General features: G+C 66.9%; 11 protein-coding genes. 8 read left to right on the top strand and 3 right to left on the bottom strand.

Annotated elements, in window-relative coordinates; translation table 11 throughout:
* Nucleotides 1-54 precede the first annotated feature (54 nt).
* Genes OTER_RS12775 through OTER_RS12765 form a run of 3 tightly spaced genes read right to left on the bottom strand, consistent with a single transcriptional unit; the run spans nt 55 to nt 3,858 of the window.
* Entirely contained in the window at nt 55-1,020 is a 966-nt protein-coding gene (locus OTER_RS12775; RefSeq protein WP_012375339.1) for an FAD binding domain-containing protein, read from the bottom strand.
* Nucleotides 1,017-3,185, bottom strand: coding sequence for a xanthine dehydrogenase family protein molybdopterin-binding subunit (locus OTER_RS12770; protein WP_012375338.1), 2,169 nt, complete (start codon nt 3,183-3,185; stop codon nt 1,017-1,019). Before OTER_RS12770 ends, OTER_RS12775 begins: the two co-directional genes overlap by 4 nt.
* On the bottom strand, nt 3,172-3,858 hold the full coding sequence (locus tag OTER_RS12765; RefSeq protein WP_012375337.1) for a (2Fe-2S)-binding protein: 687 nt from the start codon (nt 3,856-3,858) through the stop codon (nt 3,172-3,174). The genes OTER_RS12770 and OTER_RS12765 overlap by 14 nt, the downstream gene beginning before the upstream one ends.
* Nucleotides 3,859-4,103: 245 nt before the next feature.
* On the opposite strand from OTER_RS12765, the gene ybeY reads away from it, so the two are divergent.
* The 8 genes from ybeY to OTER_RS12725 all read left to right on the top strand — a co-directional run bounded on the left by ybeY (nt 4,104) and on the right by OTER_RS12725 (nt 16,014).
* Nucleotides 4,104-4,637: an rRNA maturation RNase YbeY gene (ybeY, locus tag OTER_RS12760; protein ID WP_012375336.1), complete on the top strand. Its 534-nt coding sequence runs from the start codon at nt 4,104-4,106 to the stop codon at nt 4,635-4,637.
* A 105-nt stretch (nt 4,638-4,742) separates the two neighbouring features.
* The gene (locus tag OTER_RS12755) at nt 4,743-5,642 is read left to right on the top strand and encodes an immunoglobulin domain-containing protein (RefSeq protein WP_044891754.1); all 900 of its coding nucleotides are present in this window, start codon (nt 4,743-4,745) and stop codon (nt 5,640-5,642) included.
* Nucleotides 5,643-5,858: 216 nt separating this feature from the next.
* A complete protein-coding gene (locus OTER_RS12750; protein WP_012375334.1) occupies nt 5,859-6,518 on the top strand; it encodes a DUF502 domain-containing protein in 660 nt (219 codons plus the stop codon).
* A gap of 64 nt (nt 6,519-6,582) precedes the next feature.
* Nucleotides 6,583-7,200: a hypothetical protein gene (locus OTER_RS12745; RefSeq protein WP_012375333.1), complete on the top strand. Its 618-nt coding sequence runs from the start codon at nt 6,583-6,585 to the stop codon at nt 7,198-7,200.
* A 78-nt stretch (nt 7,201-7,278) separates the two neighbouring features.
* Complete coding sequence (locus OTER_RS12740; protein ID WP_012375332.1) at nt 7,279-10,032, top strand: helicase C-terminal domain-containing protein; 2,754 nt, start codon at nt 7,279-7,281, stop codon at nt 10,030-10,032.
* A 94-nt stretch (nt 10,033-10,126) separates the two neighbouring features.
* Nucleotides 10,127-14,305 (top strand): S8 family serine peptidase, encoded by a 4,179-nt coding sequence (locus OTER_RS24170; protein WP_148218107.1) that lies wholly within the window; start codon nt 10,127-10,129, stop codon nt 14,303-14,305.
* A gap of 187 nt (nt 14,306-14,492) precedes the next feature.
* Complete coding sequence (pyrR, locus tag OTER_RS12730; RefSeq protein ID WP_012375330.1) at nt 14,493-15,056, top strand: bifunctional pyr operon transcriptional regulator/uracil phosphoribosyltransferase PyrR; 564 nt, start codon at nt 14,493-14,495, stop codon at nt 15,054-15,056.
* Nucleotides 15,057-15,069: 13 nt separating this feature from the next.
* Complete coding sequence (locus tag OTER_RS12725; protein WP_012375329.1) at nt 15,070-16,014, top strand: aspartate carbamoyltransferase catalytic subunit; 945 nt, start codon at nt 15,070-15,072, stop codon at nt 16,012-16,014.
* The last annotated feature ends 61 nt before the right edge of the window (nt 16,015-16,075 follow it).

Here is a 16,075-nt window from a genome sequence, read left to right as displayed (position 1 = left end):
ACAGCCCAGCGCGCTCCACCGGCGTCACCGGCCCCGGCTACACCCGCTCCGCCGCTACACTGCCAGCTTGAGAATCGCCCGCTTCACCAGCGCTTTCGCCAGCGGCACCTTGTAGCCGTTGTGCTCGAGGGGCTCGGCGTCTTTCAGCAGCAGTTCGGCCGCGGCGAGCGCATTGGCTTCGGTGGGCTCCTGGCCTTCGAGCGCGGCATTTGCCGCCTCGACCTGCCACGGCACCGGGGCGACACAGCCGAGCGCAATTCGCACGCCGCGCAGCTTTCCGCCGTCCAGCCGGCCCGCGGCTGCGCAGCTCACGAGCGCCCAGTCGAAGTCGTTTTTCTCGCCCATCTGCACGTAGGTGCTGCGCGCGCCGGCGACGACCGGCACCTCGAGGCGCAGGATCAGGTCCGCCGCACCGAGCGAGTGGTGCACGCGGGCGTTTTCCCACGCGCCCTGGTAGAGCTCGGCGATCGTCATCGTCACGGGCTTGTCGCCCCGCTGCACAACGACCGACGCGTTCAACGCCGCCAGCGCAATCGCGAGATTCGAGACGCACGGGCTCAGGCAGCGCGTCTTGGCGAAGAGGCTGTGATATTTGTTTTCGCCGCCGCGCGCGAGGCAGCGCGGCGCGCCTTTCTTGAGGCAGCGCAGATCCCGCTGCCGGTAATACCAGCAGCGCGAGTGCTGCGCGAGATTGCCGCCGACCGTGGCGACATTTCGCATCTGCGGCGAACCAACGTCCTCGCAGGCTTCCGCGAGTCCTGGAAACGCGCGGCGCAGCTCCGCATGTTCCGCCAGCGTGGCGAGCGTCACGTTCGCTCCGATCGTCCAGCGATCGGCGCCGGAGGAGATCTCGCGCGTGCCGGGCAGTTGCTTGATGTTCACCAGCACGTCGGGCTCGGCGAGCCCTTCCTTCATTTCCCCGAGGAGGTCGATGCCGCCGGCAAGAAAACGCCCTTTCGGACGAACCATCTCGAGCGCCGAATCGACGGCGTGGGCAGTGGCGTAGGCAAAAGCTTTCATGCGTGGCATTCCGATTGAGGTTCAACCCAGGCCGTGCTCGGCACGGCCGCCAGCTTGGCGAACGCACCGTCGAGATGTTCCGCGGTCGCGGCGGTGTCGCGCTTCGGCAGCTTGCCGAGCGCCGCGAGCACCTTGTCCGGCGTGATGGGCAAATCGCCCATCCGGACGCCGAGCGCATTCGAAACCGCGTTCGCGATCGCGGCCGCCGTCGGTACCGTGCACGGCTCGCCGACGCCGATCACGCCGCGCTCCGGCATGTCGAGCAGCATGATCTCGATGTCCGGCATGTCAGCCGCACCGGGCACCTTGTAGGTTTCGAGACTCGCGTTCAGCACCACGCCGGTGCGTGCGTCCATCACGCGCTGTTCATAGAGCGCGTAACCGATGCCCATGATCACGCCGCCGTTGATCTGGCTTTCGCACGTGAGTTTATTCACCACCAGGCCGCAGTCCTGCACGACGAGCATCTTCTTCAATTTCACGAAACCGGTCTCCGTATCGACCTCGACCTCGGCAAACTGCACGCCGCCGGCGCCGCCGGTGGAAAGCCCCGGTCGCCACTTGCCGCGGACCTGCAGCGGTGCGCGCAGCTTGCCGCACGCCTGCTTCCAGTTGGCGCCGCTCACGTCCTCCATGCCGCTAGCCTGCTTCAGTTCGGCCAGCGCTTTTTCGCAGCAGTCGTAGACCGCCGGAGAAACCGACGCCGTCGTCTGGCTGCCGCCGCTCGCGCCGCTGGGCGGGAAACGCGTGTCGCCGATTGTCGCGGCGACGAGTTCGCGCTCGATGCCCAGCATCTCGGCGGCGACGACCTGCACGACGGTCCGTGAACCGGTGCCCAGGTCCTGCGTGCCGACCTTCACCTCGACGGTGCCGTCGCGGTTGATCTGGATCTCCGCCTGCGTGCCTTCGCCGCCGCTCATCCAAGCGGCGCCGCCGCAGCCGACGCCCGTCTTGATCGGGCCGGGTGACGTGCCGGGTTTCCGGTACTTCTGTTTCCAGCCGAACCGCTCGGCACCCAGCTCGTATTCGCGCCGCCGCACCTCGAACGGATCGTTCTTGATCCGCATTTCCACCGGATCGATCTCCAGCTTCACCGCCAGTTCGTCCAGGATGCCCTCCATGCCGACCGACGCCACCGGATGCCCCGGTGCACGCATCGCGCAAGACTGGCCGGCGTTCACCGCCACACTGCCCTGCTTCACGCGGGTCGTGGCCGGCTTGTAGATGTAGGGACTCGGAAAACCAGCGCCGCCGCTGCCGCCGCCCTGATCCATGCCGGATTCGTAACCCGGCGTGCCGAACGAGTGCATCTCGAAGGCGGTCAGCGTGCCGTCCTTGTTCCCGGCGAGCTTGATCTTCTGATACGACGACGGGCGGTTGCCCACCGCCAGCGCTTCCTCGAACCGCGTCAGCATCAGCTTCACTGGCGCGCCCGCTGCTTTCGCGAGCCGCGCGCAAAGCAGCCCTTCCTGACCAACCCAAAACTTCGAGCCGAACCCGCCGCCCATGTGCTCGCATACCACGCGGACGCGATTCTGCGGCACGCGCAACGCGCCCGCGAGCGACTCGCGGCAGATGAACACCGCCTGCGTCGAACACCAGGCGTTGAGATCCTCGCCCTCCCACTGCACGAGATTGCCGTGCGGCTCCATCGTTTGGTGCAGCTGTATCGAGGTGTGAAACTCGGCTTCCACGACGGCCGCGGACGACGCGAACGCCGCGTCGACATCGCCCTCGTGTTTTTCCGCACCCTCGCCGAGATTTGGCTTGTCCGCGAACACGCGCGGCGCGTCCGCCTTCACCGCATCGAGTTCATTCACCACGAACGGCCGCGCTTCGGCGTCCATCGTGACGAGTTCGAGCGCGTCCAGCACCGCCTGTTTGCTCGTGCCGGCGATCGCGGCGATTTCCTGGCCGTAATACCGCACGTCAAACTCGCCGTCATTCGCCAGAATCGCGGCGCGGATGCCGGGCGCGGCTTTGACCTTGGTGAGATCAACGGACCGCACGTGCGCGGCCGGCAGCTTGGAGCGGACGATCGCGCCGTACAGCACGCCGGCCGGCGCCACATCACTGGTGTACTTGGCGCGTCCACTGAGCTTCGCGGGAGCTTCCACCCGCGGCGTGTTCTTTCCCAGATAGCGAGTGTTCTTAGGCCAGGGCATGTTCGTGCGGAGGAATGACGTTGAGTTTCGCGGTGGGCTGCTGGCCGCTCGCGGCCAGCGTCGCGGCAAAGATCCGCGGGTACGAACCGCAGCGGCAGAGATTGCCGGCGACCGCGCGGCGGATGTCCGCCTCGGTCGGATGCGGGTTCTTGCGCAATAGCGCGGTGAGCGTCATCACCATGCCGGGCGAGCAGTAGCCGCACTGCAGCCCGTCGTGCGTGACAAACGCCTGCTGCAATTCCGTCAGCTGACCGGTCGCGGCCAGCCCCTCGATCGTCTCGATCTCCGCGCCTTGCGCCTCGATCGCCAGCAGCGAACACGCGTAGACGGGATCGCCGTTCAACAGCACCGTGCAGGCGCCGCACGTCGCGCGGTCACAGGATTCCTTCGCGCCGGTGAGCCCCGCGTGCGTGCGCAACGCCTCCAGCAGCGTCGTGCGCGGCTCGAGCTGCAGCGTCATCGGCTGGCCGTTCACCTTTAGCGTGACCGGCACCGCGCCGGGCCCGTGCACGCGCTCGGCATTGGCCTCGGCGAGACCTTTGGCGATGTTGCTGGCGCCGAGCGTGGCCGTGGTGACGGCCGAGGTGCCGAGCAGTTTGAAGAACGTTCGGCGCGAGACGCCCGAACGGGCGGGGCCTTCGTGCGCAGAGGGGCCGTCAGGGGGTGATTTCATCTCCAGCGGGGTTGGGATCGCGCGAGCATGCTCCGCTGAAAACCGCCCGCCAAGGGAATCCCCGGCGCGGCGATGTTTATTCCAAATGCAACAGCGCAGTAACACGCGCGCTGATTACGCTCATCAGCGAGCATCGTTTCCTGCGCCGATTCGTCCTGCTCCTTCCAACCCGGCGGTCGCGCTGTTTGCGCGGCTGGCTTCCGCCTTGCCGGCACGGCCCATTCGCGACAACACCACGGTTGCCCGTGGCCCATCGCACCTTCTCCCTCGCCAACCACCATCCCCGACTCCGGTTCGATCGGCGCGAAGTGCTGCGCGCGCTGCGGTGGCTCGAGGCGCACGCCGCCGAGGTTCGCGTGCCGCAACCGGCGTTTCTCGAGGGCGAACTCTCGCTGGTGTTCCTGACCGATGTCGCGCTGGCGCAGCTCCACGCCAGCTTTCTCGACGATCCGACCATCACCGACGTGATCACGTTCGAAGGGAACCCCAGCCTCGGCACGGCCGGAGAGGTGTGTGTGTCCGCCGATGCCGCGCTGCGGCAGATTGGGATCGATCCCGCACGCGGAACGAAGTCGCGCGCCGCCCGCCGGCTCTCGGTCGCGCAGCAGCGGTTGTTTTCCGCCGAGGTGACGCTTTATCTCGTCCACGGGTGGCTGCATCTCGCCGGCTACGACGATCTTCAGCCGATGAAAAAGCGTGCGATGCGCCGCGCCGAAGCGCGCGCCATGCGGATCCTGCGCACGGGACCCGCGGGGATTCCGCAGTTTACCCTGGCTTGATCCGGAAAATGCCGGCGCGGTGACTCCGCCGCGGCACCGCAGGCGTATCTACCTGCGATGCAACACACCGTCTCCATGCTTAAGCACTTTCATCCCCGCTCCCCTTTGCCCCGCGTCCGTCGGTGGCTCGTTCTCGCCGTCACCGCGTCCGGCCTGTTCACCGGCACCGCGCCCGCCGCGCCGATTTGGGACTTTCCTCAACCGCATCCCGTCGGCGACCCGAACGTCGCCACTAGCGTCGTGCTGCGCTCCGTGATCGGCGTGTACGACGCCGCGCCCCCGCCGGCAACCATCACGGTGCCCGTCACCGGCTCGGTCAACTTGTCCGTGCCGCTCGATGACAGGGAGATCGCTGCCGTGTCGTGGTTCAAGGACGGCGAGCGACTCGCCGCTACGGGTCGCACCCTGGCCCTGACGAAGCTCAAAGCGACCGACTCCGGACTCTACACGGCCACGGTCCAGCGCACGGTCGAGTCGCCGATGCCCTACTCGTCAGCATTCGAGACGATTCGCCTCGAAGTGGGTAATCCCACCTCGTGCAAGCTGGTCAACATTTCGAGCCGCACGACGATCAGCCCCGCCAATCCGACGCTGATCGTCGGTTTCGTGGTGGGCGGCTCCGACCGGATCACGCCCTTAAAACACCTGCTGATCCGCGCCGTCGGTCCGAGCTTGGTAGGAGTGGGCGTGCCTCAGACCTTGGCGGCACCACAAGTCACGTTGTATGACGCCCGCGGGCAGAAGATCGAGTGGCCGGATGTGTGGATTCCGGAATGGGATCCGTATCGTCTGGCGAGCGTCGTCGCGCCCATCATCGGCGCCATGCCGCTGCTGCCGGGAGCGCAGGATTTCGCCATTCTCTACTCGCTCGCTCCCGGTGCCTACACGGCCCATGTCTCCAGCCGCGACGGGGGTTCGGGTGACGTGCTGTTCGAGGTCTACGAGGTGCCAGCCGAACTGATTCCCGTCTTCGGCGAGGAAACGCCGACGCCGCCGAAAAGCTAAACGCGCTTTGGGGCTTGTCGTAGGGCCGCCGCTCACCGGCGGCCCGCGACCGCGGCACAGGCATCCCGCCCGTGGACGTTGGGCGGGGTCGGGAGACCCCGCCCTACAAGAGTGCAGGTGGCACGCTCCGCGGCGCAAACATCGGCGCGACGCTCATGCCACGCACTTTTTCCGTGGCTTTCCGACCGCGGTCGCGGCTAACTGGACACCCACACCATGTCCGACCGCTCGACGTCGAAAATCGTCACGTTCCGCACCGCCTTTTTCTCGGGCCTACTGCTCCTCGCACCGTTGGTCGTCACGGTCTGGGCGTTCAGCAAGATCATCGATCTGGTCGGGGGCACCTTTCGCCCGCTTTATGAGCACTATCTGCCCAATTCGCTCCAGCGGATCCCCTTCTTCTGGGACCTCCTCGCCACGATCGCGGTGCTGCTGCTGGTCACGATCCTCGGCTACCTCTCCAACTACGTCTTCGGCAAGTTCTTCCTCAGCGTCATCGAGCGATTCATCCGGCGGATCCCCGGCATCGGTACGGTCTACAACTCCGTCAAACAGATCGTCGCCACCTTCGGTACCCAGAACAAAAACCTCTTCAACAAGGTCGTCCTGGTCCAGTTCCCGCGGGAAGGGCTCTGGTCCATCGGCTTTCTCACCAACAAGCAACAAGCCGAGCCGCAGGCGAACCTCGGTCGTGAGGCTTGGACCGTCTTCGTCCCCACGACGCCGAATCCCACCAGCGGCTTCCTGATCATTGTGCCGAGGGAACATGTGGTGGAGCTCGAAATGTCCGTCGGCGACGGCATGAAGTTGATCATCTCCGGCGGCGCGGTGGTCCCACCGTGGCCGGCACCGGTTCCGGCGCTGCCGGCGAAATAGCCGTTCGCCTGCCCAGCGCCTCCTCGCCGGCTGACGTGGTTGGGGTCGCGCACTTCTTCCTTCCATGCCGGGCCTGCCGCTGCAAACCGACGCCTTTGTCCTGCTGAAGCGTTTGCCGACCGAAGCGTTTCAAAGCTTCACGGTTTTCTCGCCGAGCCAGGGCACGATGGTGGTGTTGCAGCGGCTCGCGAAAAAAGCCGCCACGAAATCGGTGCCGCTCGACCTGTTCGACGAAGCGTCGCTCGACCTGGAGAGTTCGAACCAGGGGCAGACGTGGTTCGTGAAGGAAGCACGGATCATCGCCCGTCATCCCGAACTCGGCCGCAGCTACGAAACGCTGCGGCTCGCGTCGGAGCTCGCCGCCTTGGTCGCGCGCAACGCCGTGCCCGAGGAAGGCCGCGCCGCGGTCGCCGCGCTGCTGCGGCAGGCGCTCGCCGCGTTTGCCCGCGGCGCCCGGCCCGATCTCGTGTGGTTCAAAAGCCTCTACCGTTTCGCGCGCGACGAGGGCTACCCGCTCAAGGAAGAATGGTTCCCAACGCTGCCTGCAGCGGATCGCACCGCGGTCGCCGCGCTGCTCAACCAGCCGCTCGCCGACCAAGCCGCCGGCCCGGAAGCCGTGGCTCGTCTCACGCGCCGGCTCGAGGAGTATTTGCGCGGCCACACTGAAATTTTGCTCGATTGAGCCACTCCGCCCAACTTCCCGCCGTCCCACCAGTCCCATCGGTCTCGTAAGTCTTATAGGTTCTGTAGGTCCCCTCTCATGCTTTTCGATCTCGACCAACGCACCGCCAGCCTGAGCGTCGGTGAGTTCTCCTCGTTCACCACGGGGCCGCGGGATTCGACCGGCGGTGCGCAGGGGCTCTGGCGCGCCCAGCTCGGCACGCACTGGCACAACGCCTTGCGCGAGCAGGCCACCGCCGAGCGGCCGGAAACCGAATTCGAGATCCCCATCACCGGGCGGATCGTCCACCACGGCTGGACCCTCACACTGACCGGGCGCATCGACCAACTGCTGCGCGAGCGCGAAACGATCACGCTGCGCGAAATCAAAACCGTCACGCGCGACCTCCCCACCGACGAGACCGAGCTGCGTGCAGCCTACCCGGACTATTTCGCCCAACTTGCTGCTTACCTCGTGCTCGCCCGCGCGCCCGCCAATCCGGTGGGCCGCCTGCTCGATGATCAATATTCCGTCCGCGGCGAGCTCGTCTTCGTCGAGGTCGCCAGCGGACTCGCGCAAACCGTTCCGCTCACGCCCGCCGACGACACGTTTTTCCGCGTTCAGCTCGCGCGTGTCGCCGAGTTTCTCGATCTGCGGCTGCGCGCGCGCGAGCGGCTGCGTCACCTGACGTTCCGGCCGGCCTTTGCCGTGCCGCGGCCGGGACAGGAGACCACCCAGGCGGATCTTACCGCGACGTTCGAACGCCATCCGCTGGTGCTGTTCGAAGCGCCAACCGGTTTCGGCAAGACCGGCGTGCTGCTGGAGTTCGCGCTCGGCCAATTGCGCGGCGGACACTTCGACCGCGCGCTTTACCTCACGAGCAAATCCACCGGCCAGATCCAGGTGGTCCGCACGCTCAGCGGCATGACGGCAGCGCCGTCAGCCGCCGTTGAACGTGCAACGTGTAAAGTTGAAGGCCCCAACGCCCGGAGCCCGTCCGGTCCTCCCACTTCAACTTCCCCCTTCAACTCCGCCACCGGCGTGGCGGCGACCGCCGCTACCCCGGTGGCGGTCTGGCACGTGCGCAACAAAAGCGAGCACTGCATCAACGCCACGTTCCACTGCGTGCGCGACGTCTGCAGCCATCTCGTCGACGCGGAGGCCCGCTGGGCCACGAGCGGACTGGCGCGGTTTTACCTCGACGAGAAGCACCCGCGCGATCTCGACACGCTGCGCGCCGCCGGCCGCGCGGCGCGGATCTGCCCCTACGAAATCACGCGGGCGGCGCTGGCGTTCAACGACGTGTGGATCGGCGACTACAACTACGTCTTCGCGCCGCGCAACCGCGGGTTGTTTTTCGAGCAGCCGGGCTTCGATCCCGCCCGCACGCTGCTGCTGCTCGACGAAGCGCACAACCTGCCCTCGCGCGTCGCCGATGCCTATTCGCACGCGTTCAGGGCCAACGACGCGTTCGCCGTGCGCGACGAGTTGCATCGCACCCGGCCGCACGCCTCGCTCGTGCACGCCTGGGGCCACTGGTGCCACTTCCTCGACCACCTCCGCAGCGCGCACAGTTTGACCGCGGATCAGGAGGACGACGCGCGCGATCTGCTGGGCGAGGTGGCGAAGCAGGTGGCCAGCGTGCCGCTCGATCTTGCGACGCTCGGCCCGCAGGTGGCGGATCTGCTCTGGCAGATTCCTTCGCTCGTCGACGAACTCGCGGCCTCCGATCTGCCCCGGCTATGGTGGACTCCGCAGGACCGCGAGCTCGCGCTCACCTGCCTCGATGCCGCGCCCGCGATCGGCGCGACGCTGCGCGAATTCGGCGGCGTCGTGCTGGCAAGCGCCACGCTCACGCCGATCGACGGCTTCGCCGCCGCCTGCGGCCTGCAGGGCGAGGCGCCCGTGCCGCCGCAGAAAACGCCCCCCGCGGCAACCACACCCGAGCGGCTGGGTGAACTGAACAAACGCACGACCAAGAAACTTTTTCGCCAGCTCACCAGCGCGGCCGAGTTGCTCCGCGTCGAGGAAGCGCGCGAGGCATCGCAGCCCACGCTGCTGCGCGCCCACACGCCATGGCGCGACGGCAGCTACGACATCGCCTGCGACGTGCGAGTCGACACGACGTTTCAGCATCGCACGCACCACTATACCACGACCGCGGCCACGATCGCCTCGCTGCACCGTGCGGCGCGCGCAGCGGGCCCGGCCACGCCCTCCGCCGCATCCATTCCCGCTGCCGTCCCGTCGTCCGGCTCTCAACCCTCAACTCTCGCCTCTCAGCTTCTTTGCCCCTCGGTCGCCGTCTTCTTCCCATCCTACGCCTACGCCGACGCCATCCTGCGCGAGATCGCCACGATCGCGCCGGAGCTGCGCGTCGCGCTGCAGCCGCGGATCCGCGATCTCGCGGCGCAATCGGCGTGGGTCGAGGAATCGTTGCGCGACAGCCAGGCGCTCTTCCTCGTGCTCGGCTCCAGCTTTGCCGAAAGCATCGACGCGCTCGGCGGCCGCGTGTCGCACGCGCTGGTCGTCGGTCCTGCCCTGCCCGAGGTGAATCCGGTGCAGCATGCGCGGCTCGCCGAGGCGACGCGCGCCGGGCTCTCGCGGGACGCGGCGTTCCGCCGCGTTTACCAGATTCCCGGCATGACCAAGGTGAACCAGGCGCTGGGCCGGCTGGTCCGCGCGCCCGGTCAGCACGCCAAGGTGCTGCTGCACTGCCGCCGGTTCGTGGAGCCCAGTTATGCCAGCCTGCTCGCGCCCGACTACCGGAACGGCGTGATCTTGCGGAGCGACGCGGATCTCGCGGCGTGGCTCGCGGGTTCGGCCACGCCGGCGCGCCCGGTCCAGCCATGATAAACCCGTAAACCTGCAAGCGCGCTCGGGCTCTGACGAAGCGTATACGAAACTATCGTTGTCCGGGCCCGTCACAGGACTAACTTTACCCTGCTTGAAAACCCATTTTCTCCGTCGTGTCTTGGTTTGGCTGGCGTTGATCGGAGCCTGCGCCGCCGCCCACCCCGCTGCCGCCTTCACCGCCAAAGAGCGCACGCAAGGCTTTCGCGACGATCGCATTCTGGCAAAACCCAAGGCCGGCTTGCGCGAGGCCTCCGACGAAATCGAATCGCGCAACGGCCTGCGGCTGCGTCGCTCGTTTTCGCGGATCGGCAATCTGCGCGTGCTGGAACTCGGTCCCGGTGAATCGGCGGCCGCGGCGATCCGCCGGCTGCGCGGCACCGGCCGCTACGAATACGTCGAGCCCGACCATCTCGTGCGGCCGTTCGCGATTCCGAACGATCCGTCCTTCGGCGAGCAATGGTCGTTGCGCAACACGACCACGCCCGGAGCGGATATCAGCGCCACCACCGCGTGGGATACGCTCAGCAGCGCCGCGAACATCAAGGTGGCCATCATCGATTCCGGACTGCGTCAAACGCATCAGGATTTCGCCGGCAATCTCTGGTCCAACAGCCGCGGCACGCCCGGGATCGACGCCACGGTTTCGTCCAGCAGTTCGAGTTACTACACGCCGACCGACAACAGCGGGCACGGCACCCATGTGGCCGGCATTGTCGGCGCCGTCGGCAACAACGGGCTCGGCACCACCGGCGTCGCCTGGCGAGCGCAATTGATGGGACTGAAGTTCATCCCCGACGAAGAGGGCGGCAGCATTTCGGACGAGATCGAATGCATCGACTACGCCATCGCGAACGGCGCCCAGGTGATCAACGCCAGCTTCGGCGGAGAAACCTACAGCTCCGCCGTCTTCGACGCGATGCGCCAGGCGCGCGACGCCGGGATCATCATCGTCGCCGCCGCCGGCAACGACAGCAGCAACAACGACTCCGTCTCCGTTTATCCCGCCGGCTACCTGCTCGACAACATCGTGACCGTCGCCTCGACCACGCGCGCCGACGTGCTGGCGGACAGCTCCAACTACGGCGGCATGGTCGATCTCGCCGCGCCCGGCGACAGCATCCTCTCGACCTCGAACGCGAACGACTCCGCCACCAAGACGCTCAGCGGCACCTCGATGGCCGCACCGCACGTGACCGGCGCGGTCGCGCTGCTCAAGGCGCGGTTTCCCTCGGACACCTACCGGCAGACGATCAACCGGCTGTTGCGCGCCACCACCCGGCTCCCGGCGCTGCAAGGCAAGGTGCAGACCGGCGGCCGGCTGAATCTCGCGCAAGCGCTCGCCTCGACCGACAACCGGCCGTTCAACGACCGCTTCGCCGAACGCGCGCCGCTGAGCGGCCGCAACCTCGCGGTGCGGACTTCCAACACCGGCGCCTCGAGCGAGACGGGCGAGCCGGCACATGCGGGCGTGGGCAACAACAACTCACTGTGGTGGACGTGGACGGCGCCGGAAACGACGGAGGTGTCATTCGACACCACCGGGAGCGCGTACGACACCTTGCTCGCCGTCTACACGGGGACGACGCTCGGAGGCCTGCAACAGGTAGGCGCAAACGACAACGCGAGCACCGGCGGCACGAGCAGCCGCGTCGTGATCAACGCCACGGCCAACACCGCTTATCAGATCGCCGTCTCGAGCCGGACGATCGGCGCCGGGCTGACCGCGCTGAAGATCGCGAGCGTGCCCGCCAACGATTCATTCGCGCGCGCCGCCGCGCTCAGCGGCAACGCCGTGCAGGTCACCTCGCTCAATCTCGGCGCGTCGTCCGAACCCACTGAGCCGATCGTCAGCGGCGGCGCAGGTCGCACGGTCTGGTATTCGTGGGTGGCCCCGAGTTCGGGCGTTTATCATCTCGGCGCCTTTGCGACGCAGATCGACACGATCGCCGCGGTCTATACCGGCAGTGCGGTGTCGGCGCTCACGCTGGTCGCTTCGAACAACAACTCCTCCACCACCAACACCGACGCGCTGGTGAAGTTCAGCGCCACCGCCGGCACGACGTACTACTTCCAAATCGATCACGCGTCCGACGATGCGGCGACGGGCGCCGAGTTCACGCTGACGCTGGCCGACTCGGCGTGGGAGTTTCCCGCGAACGACGAGATCACGTCCTCGCCCGCCGTGGGCGCCGACGGCACCGTCTATTTTGGCGCCGGCTCGGCCGACAAGCATGACATCGCTGTCTACGCGGTCGCCAGCGACGGCACGCGGAAATGGCGGTTCAACACAAGCGGCCAGGGCATCATCGGCGGCTCGCCCGCGGTGGCCGCGGACGGCACCGTTTACATCGGGTCGTACGACAAGAAATTCTACGCGATTAACGGCGCGACGGGCGTGAGCAGATGGAGCTACACCACGGAATCGGAGATCCTTTGCGCGCCCGCCATCGCTGCCGATGGCACCGTGTACATCCGCGACAGTGCCAAGCTCTACGCGTTCACCCCGGCGGGCGCGTTGAAGTGGACCTACACGATCGATGCGGTCGAAACCGGCGGCACCTACTGTTCCCCAGTCATCGGGCTCGACGGCGCGATCTACGTCGGCAGCAACGGCGGCAAGCTCTACGCGGTGACCGATCAGGGCAGCGCCGCGGCCTTGCGGTGGACGTTCACCGCCGATGGCGACATCTACACCACGCCCGCGTTTGGCGCCGATGGCACGCTCTACTTCGGCACGCTCAAGGGGGCGTTCTACGCGCTCACTCCGGGCGCCGCCGCGCCGATCAGCAAGTGGACGATCAAGATTCCGGCGTTCGCGGGCGGGGACACCAGCATCTCCTCTTCCCCCGCGCTTGCACCCGACGGCACAATCTATTTTGCGGCGTACGATCACAAACTCTACGCCTTGAACCCGCAGAGCGGCGCGACGAAATGGGCCTACGAACTCGGCGATGAGGTCCGCGCTTCGTCGCCGGCGGTGGCCGCGGATGGGACGGTGTATGTCGGCGTCTACGATGGCTTCGTCTACGGCGTGCGCGCCGACGGCACGCTCGCGCGCACGTTCGCATCCGCGCGGCGGATTCGCTCCTCGCCGGTGATCGCGAACAACCGGCTCTACTTCGGCAGCAACGACGCCAAGCTGCACGCGTTCGAGCTCGGCCAATCCGCCGCCAACTCCGCGTGGCCGATGTTCCAGCACGATGCGCCGCACACGGGTCACGCGCGGCCGCTGGGTTTCTCGATCACCGCCCAGCCGCAGTCGCAGGTCGCCGTGGCCGGCTCCGCGATCGCGCTCTCCGTCGGCACCTCCGGCGCCAGCAGCGTGAATTACCAGTGGTTCAAGGACGGTTCGGCGATCTCCGGCGCCACCGGCGCGACGCTGACGCTGGCCAACGTCCAGCCGGCCGATGCGGGGGTTTACACCGCGCGCGCCTCGAGCGAGAGCACGTTGACGACGCAACCCGCCATCGTCGGCGTCACCATCACCAGCCGGGTCCTCGGCAACGCCTCGCAGGTCGGGCCGGACATCCAGCACCCCAACGGCAACACTTACGACCAGTTCCTGCTCGAGGGAACGGCCGCATCGATCACCGCCGATCCCGGTCAGATCGCGCGCATCTCCTTCATCGATCTCAGCGACGACATCGTGCAGGTCGAATTCTCCGGCGCCGGCACGCTGACGGTTGTATTGGAAAACGCGACCGGCCCCGCGGCGCCGGTGAACTACGATCAACCCAATATCCTCTACCGCCGCGGGCACGCCCACCTCGTGCTGAGCGGCGCGAACGAAACGACGCATCTGACCGTCTTCAGCGTCGGCACCTTGACCGCGGTGAATCCGGCGCTCTTCAAAACCGGCGTCACCTACGACGGCGCGGCCGACCTCTCCTACCTCGCCGTGTTGTCCACCGACGGCCAATGCGCGTCGCTCCGCACGGCGAATGCGAGTTACCTCGCCGCCAAGGGCATCACTGGCATCTACGCGCCCGGCGTGCGGGTCACCGGTCCGGTCTATGTCGGCGACATCAATGCCGCCGACGATGCCATGCCCGTGCTGCAGCTTGGCTCCGCCGGTGAAACCAAGATCACCGGCGGTGATCTGCTGCAGTTGAACAACCAGCCGGTCCGGGTCAGCGGACTTACCCGGCTGCAGTTCGTCGACGGCACCACCTCGCACAACGTCCGCTTGCCGGCGCAGACGAATCGCGCCCGTCTGGAACAGGACGGCACCGATGTCACCGCGCTGCTCGTCGTGAACCCCGCCCCCTGAACGCCCGACGCGGCACCGGTGTCGCGGATCCTTCAAGCGTAGGGCCGGCGCTCGCCGCCGGCCGTCTGTTGCTAGTTGTCCCTCCACGAGCGTCTCGCCGCTGCCACGAGCGGCGCACTAACCAGCGCAATTTCCGCGCGGACATTTCGCTTTACCGGACTCCACCGCAGCGTCACAACCAAGGCCCGTGGTCCAACCCAAGACGATCGGAGCCCGGGAAATTCACGCCGCGATCGAGCGGCTCGCCGCCGCCATTGCCGAGCGCCACGGCCATTCCCGCCGCCTCCTCCTGCTCGGCATCGCCAACGGCGGCATCGAACTCGCCCGCCGGCTCACCGTCCGACTCGCGCAGCTGCGCCCCGGCCTGGCGGTGCAGTCCGGCACGATCGACATTTCGTTTCACCGCGACGACATCGGCCGCAATCCGATCCCGAAGGAATTCGCACCCACACACATCCCCGGCGACGTGAACGGCGCTACCGTCGTCCTCGTCGATGACGTGCTGTTCTCCGGCCGCACCGTGAACGCCGCGCTCAATGAGCTCTTCGATCACGGCCGGCCCGACCTGGTCGAACTCGCCATCCTCGTTGATCGCGGCGGCCGCCGGCTCCCCCTCGCCGCAGATTACTGCGCGCTGACGCTCGAGCCCTCCGCCGACGAAAAAGTCGTCGTCCGACTCGATCCTCGCGATCCCGCGGCCGACGTGCTTCGCGTGGAACCCGCGGGGGCCAATCGAAAAGCGGCAACCTGAAATCGAAAATCTCATGCCCTGGACGCGCCGACATCTTCTCACCCTCGAGGAACTTTCCCGCGAGGAAATCGACCAAATCCACGCCACGGCGGCAGCCTTCAAGCGCACGTTGTCCCGCCGCGTCAAAAAGGTTCCCGCCCTTCGCGGCAAGACCATCGTCAACCTTTTCCTCGAGCCGAGCACGCGCACGCGCATGGCCTTCGACATGGCCGCCAAGCGGCTCAGCGCCGATGTGATTTCCTTCGACGCCGCCAGCAGCAGCACGACCAAAGGAGAAACGCTGCACGACACCGCCAAGAACATCCAGGCGCTCGGCGCGGACATGATCGTCATCCGCCACGCCGCCGCCGGCTCGCCGCTGTATCTCTCGCGAATCCTGGACATTCCCGTGATCAACGCCGGCGACGGCGCGCACGAGCATCCGACGCAGGGGCTGCTCGACACGTTCACGATGAAGGAGCACCTCGGCAGCCTGAAGGGCCGCAAAATCGTGATCCTCGGCGATATTCTTTTCAGCCGCGTGGCGCGCTCGAACATTCACGCGCTGACGAAGCTCGGTGCAAACGTCACGCTGGTCGGCCCGGCGACGCTCGTGCCGCACTGGTTCACCGATCTCGGTGTCGAGGTCTCGCACGACCTGCGCACGGCGCTCGCCGATGCCGAGGTCGTGATGCTGCTGCGCATCCAGCACGAGCGCCAGTCGAGCGGCCATTTCCCGTCGCTCGGCGAGTACACCAGCATGTTCGGATTGAACAAGACCCGCGCGAGCTGGCTGAACCCGAAGGCGATCATCATGCACCCCGGCCCGATCAACCGCGGCGTGGAGATCGACAGCGATCTCGCCGACGGCGACCACAGCGTGATCCTGGAACAGGTGAACAACGGCATCGCGGTCCGCATGGCCGCGCTCTACCTCTGCGCCGGCGGCCAGCCGGAAAACGTCGCGCCGATCGAGTAACCATCGTTCTCGTTCTCTTAATCGTTCTCGTTCTCGCAAGCGAACGGAGGCGATCGGGGAG

The sequence above is a fragment of the Opitutus terrae PB90-1 genome (assembly GCF_000019965.1).
In the GTDB taxonomy this organism is placed as follows: Bacteria; Verrucomicrobiota; Verrucomicrobiia; order Opitutales; family Opitutaceae; genus Opitutus; species Opitutus terrae.
This window is presented reverse-complemented; position numbering and strand designations above follow the sequence as displayed.

What these genes read in the sequence shown, in the direction of transcription:
- OTER_RS12775 (WP_012375339.1), bottom strand. Translation starts at nt 1,020, where the DNA reads ATGAAAGCTTTTGCCTACGCCACTGCCCACGCCGTCGATTCGGCGCTC.
- OTER_RS12770 (WP_012375338.1), bottom strand. Translation starts at nt 3,185, where the DNA reads ATGCCCTGGCCTAAGAACACTCGCTATCTGGGAAAGAACACGCCGCGG.
- OTER_RS12765 (WP_012375337.1), bottom strand. Translation starts at nt 3,858, where the DNA reads ATGAAATCACCCCCTGACGGCCCCTCTGCGCACGAAGGCCCCGCCCGT.
- OTER_RS12750 (WP_012375334.1), top strand. Translation starts at nt 5,859, where the DNA reads ATGTCCGACCGCTCGACGTCGAAAATCGTCACGTTCCGCACCGCCTTT.
- OTER_RS12745 (WP_012375333.1), top strand. Translation starts at nt 6,583, where the DNA reads ATGCCGGGCCTGCCGCTGCAAACCGACGCCTTTGTCCTGCTGAAGCGT.
- OTER_RS12740 (WP_012375332.1), top strand. Translation starts at nt 7,279, where the DNA reads ATGCTTTTCGATCTCGACCAACGCACCGCCAGCCTGAGCGTCGGTGAG.
- OTER_RS12725 (WP_012375329.1), top strand. Translation starts at nt 15,070, where the DNA reads ATGCCCTGGACGCGCCGACATCTTCTCACCCTCGAGGAACTTTCCCGC.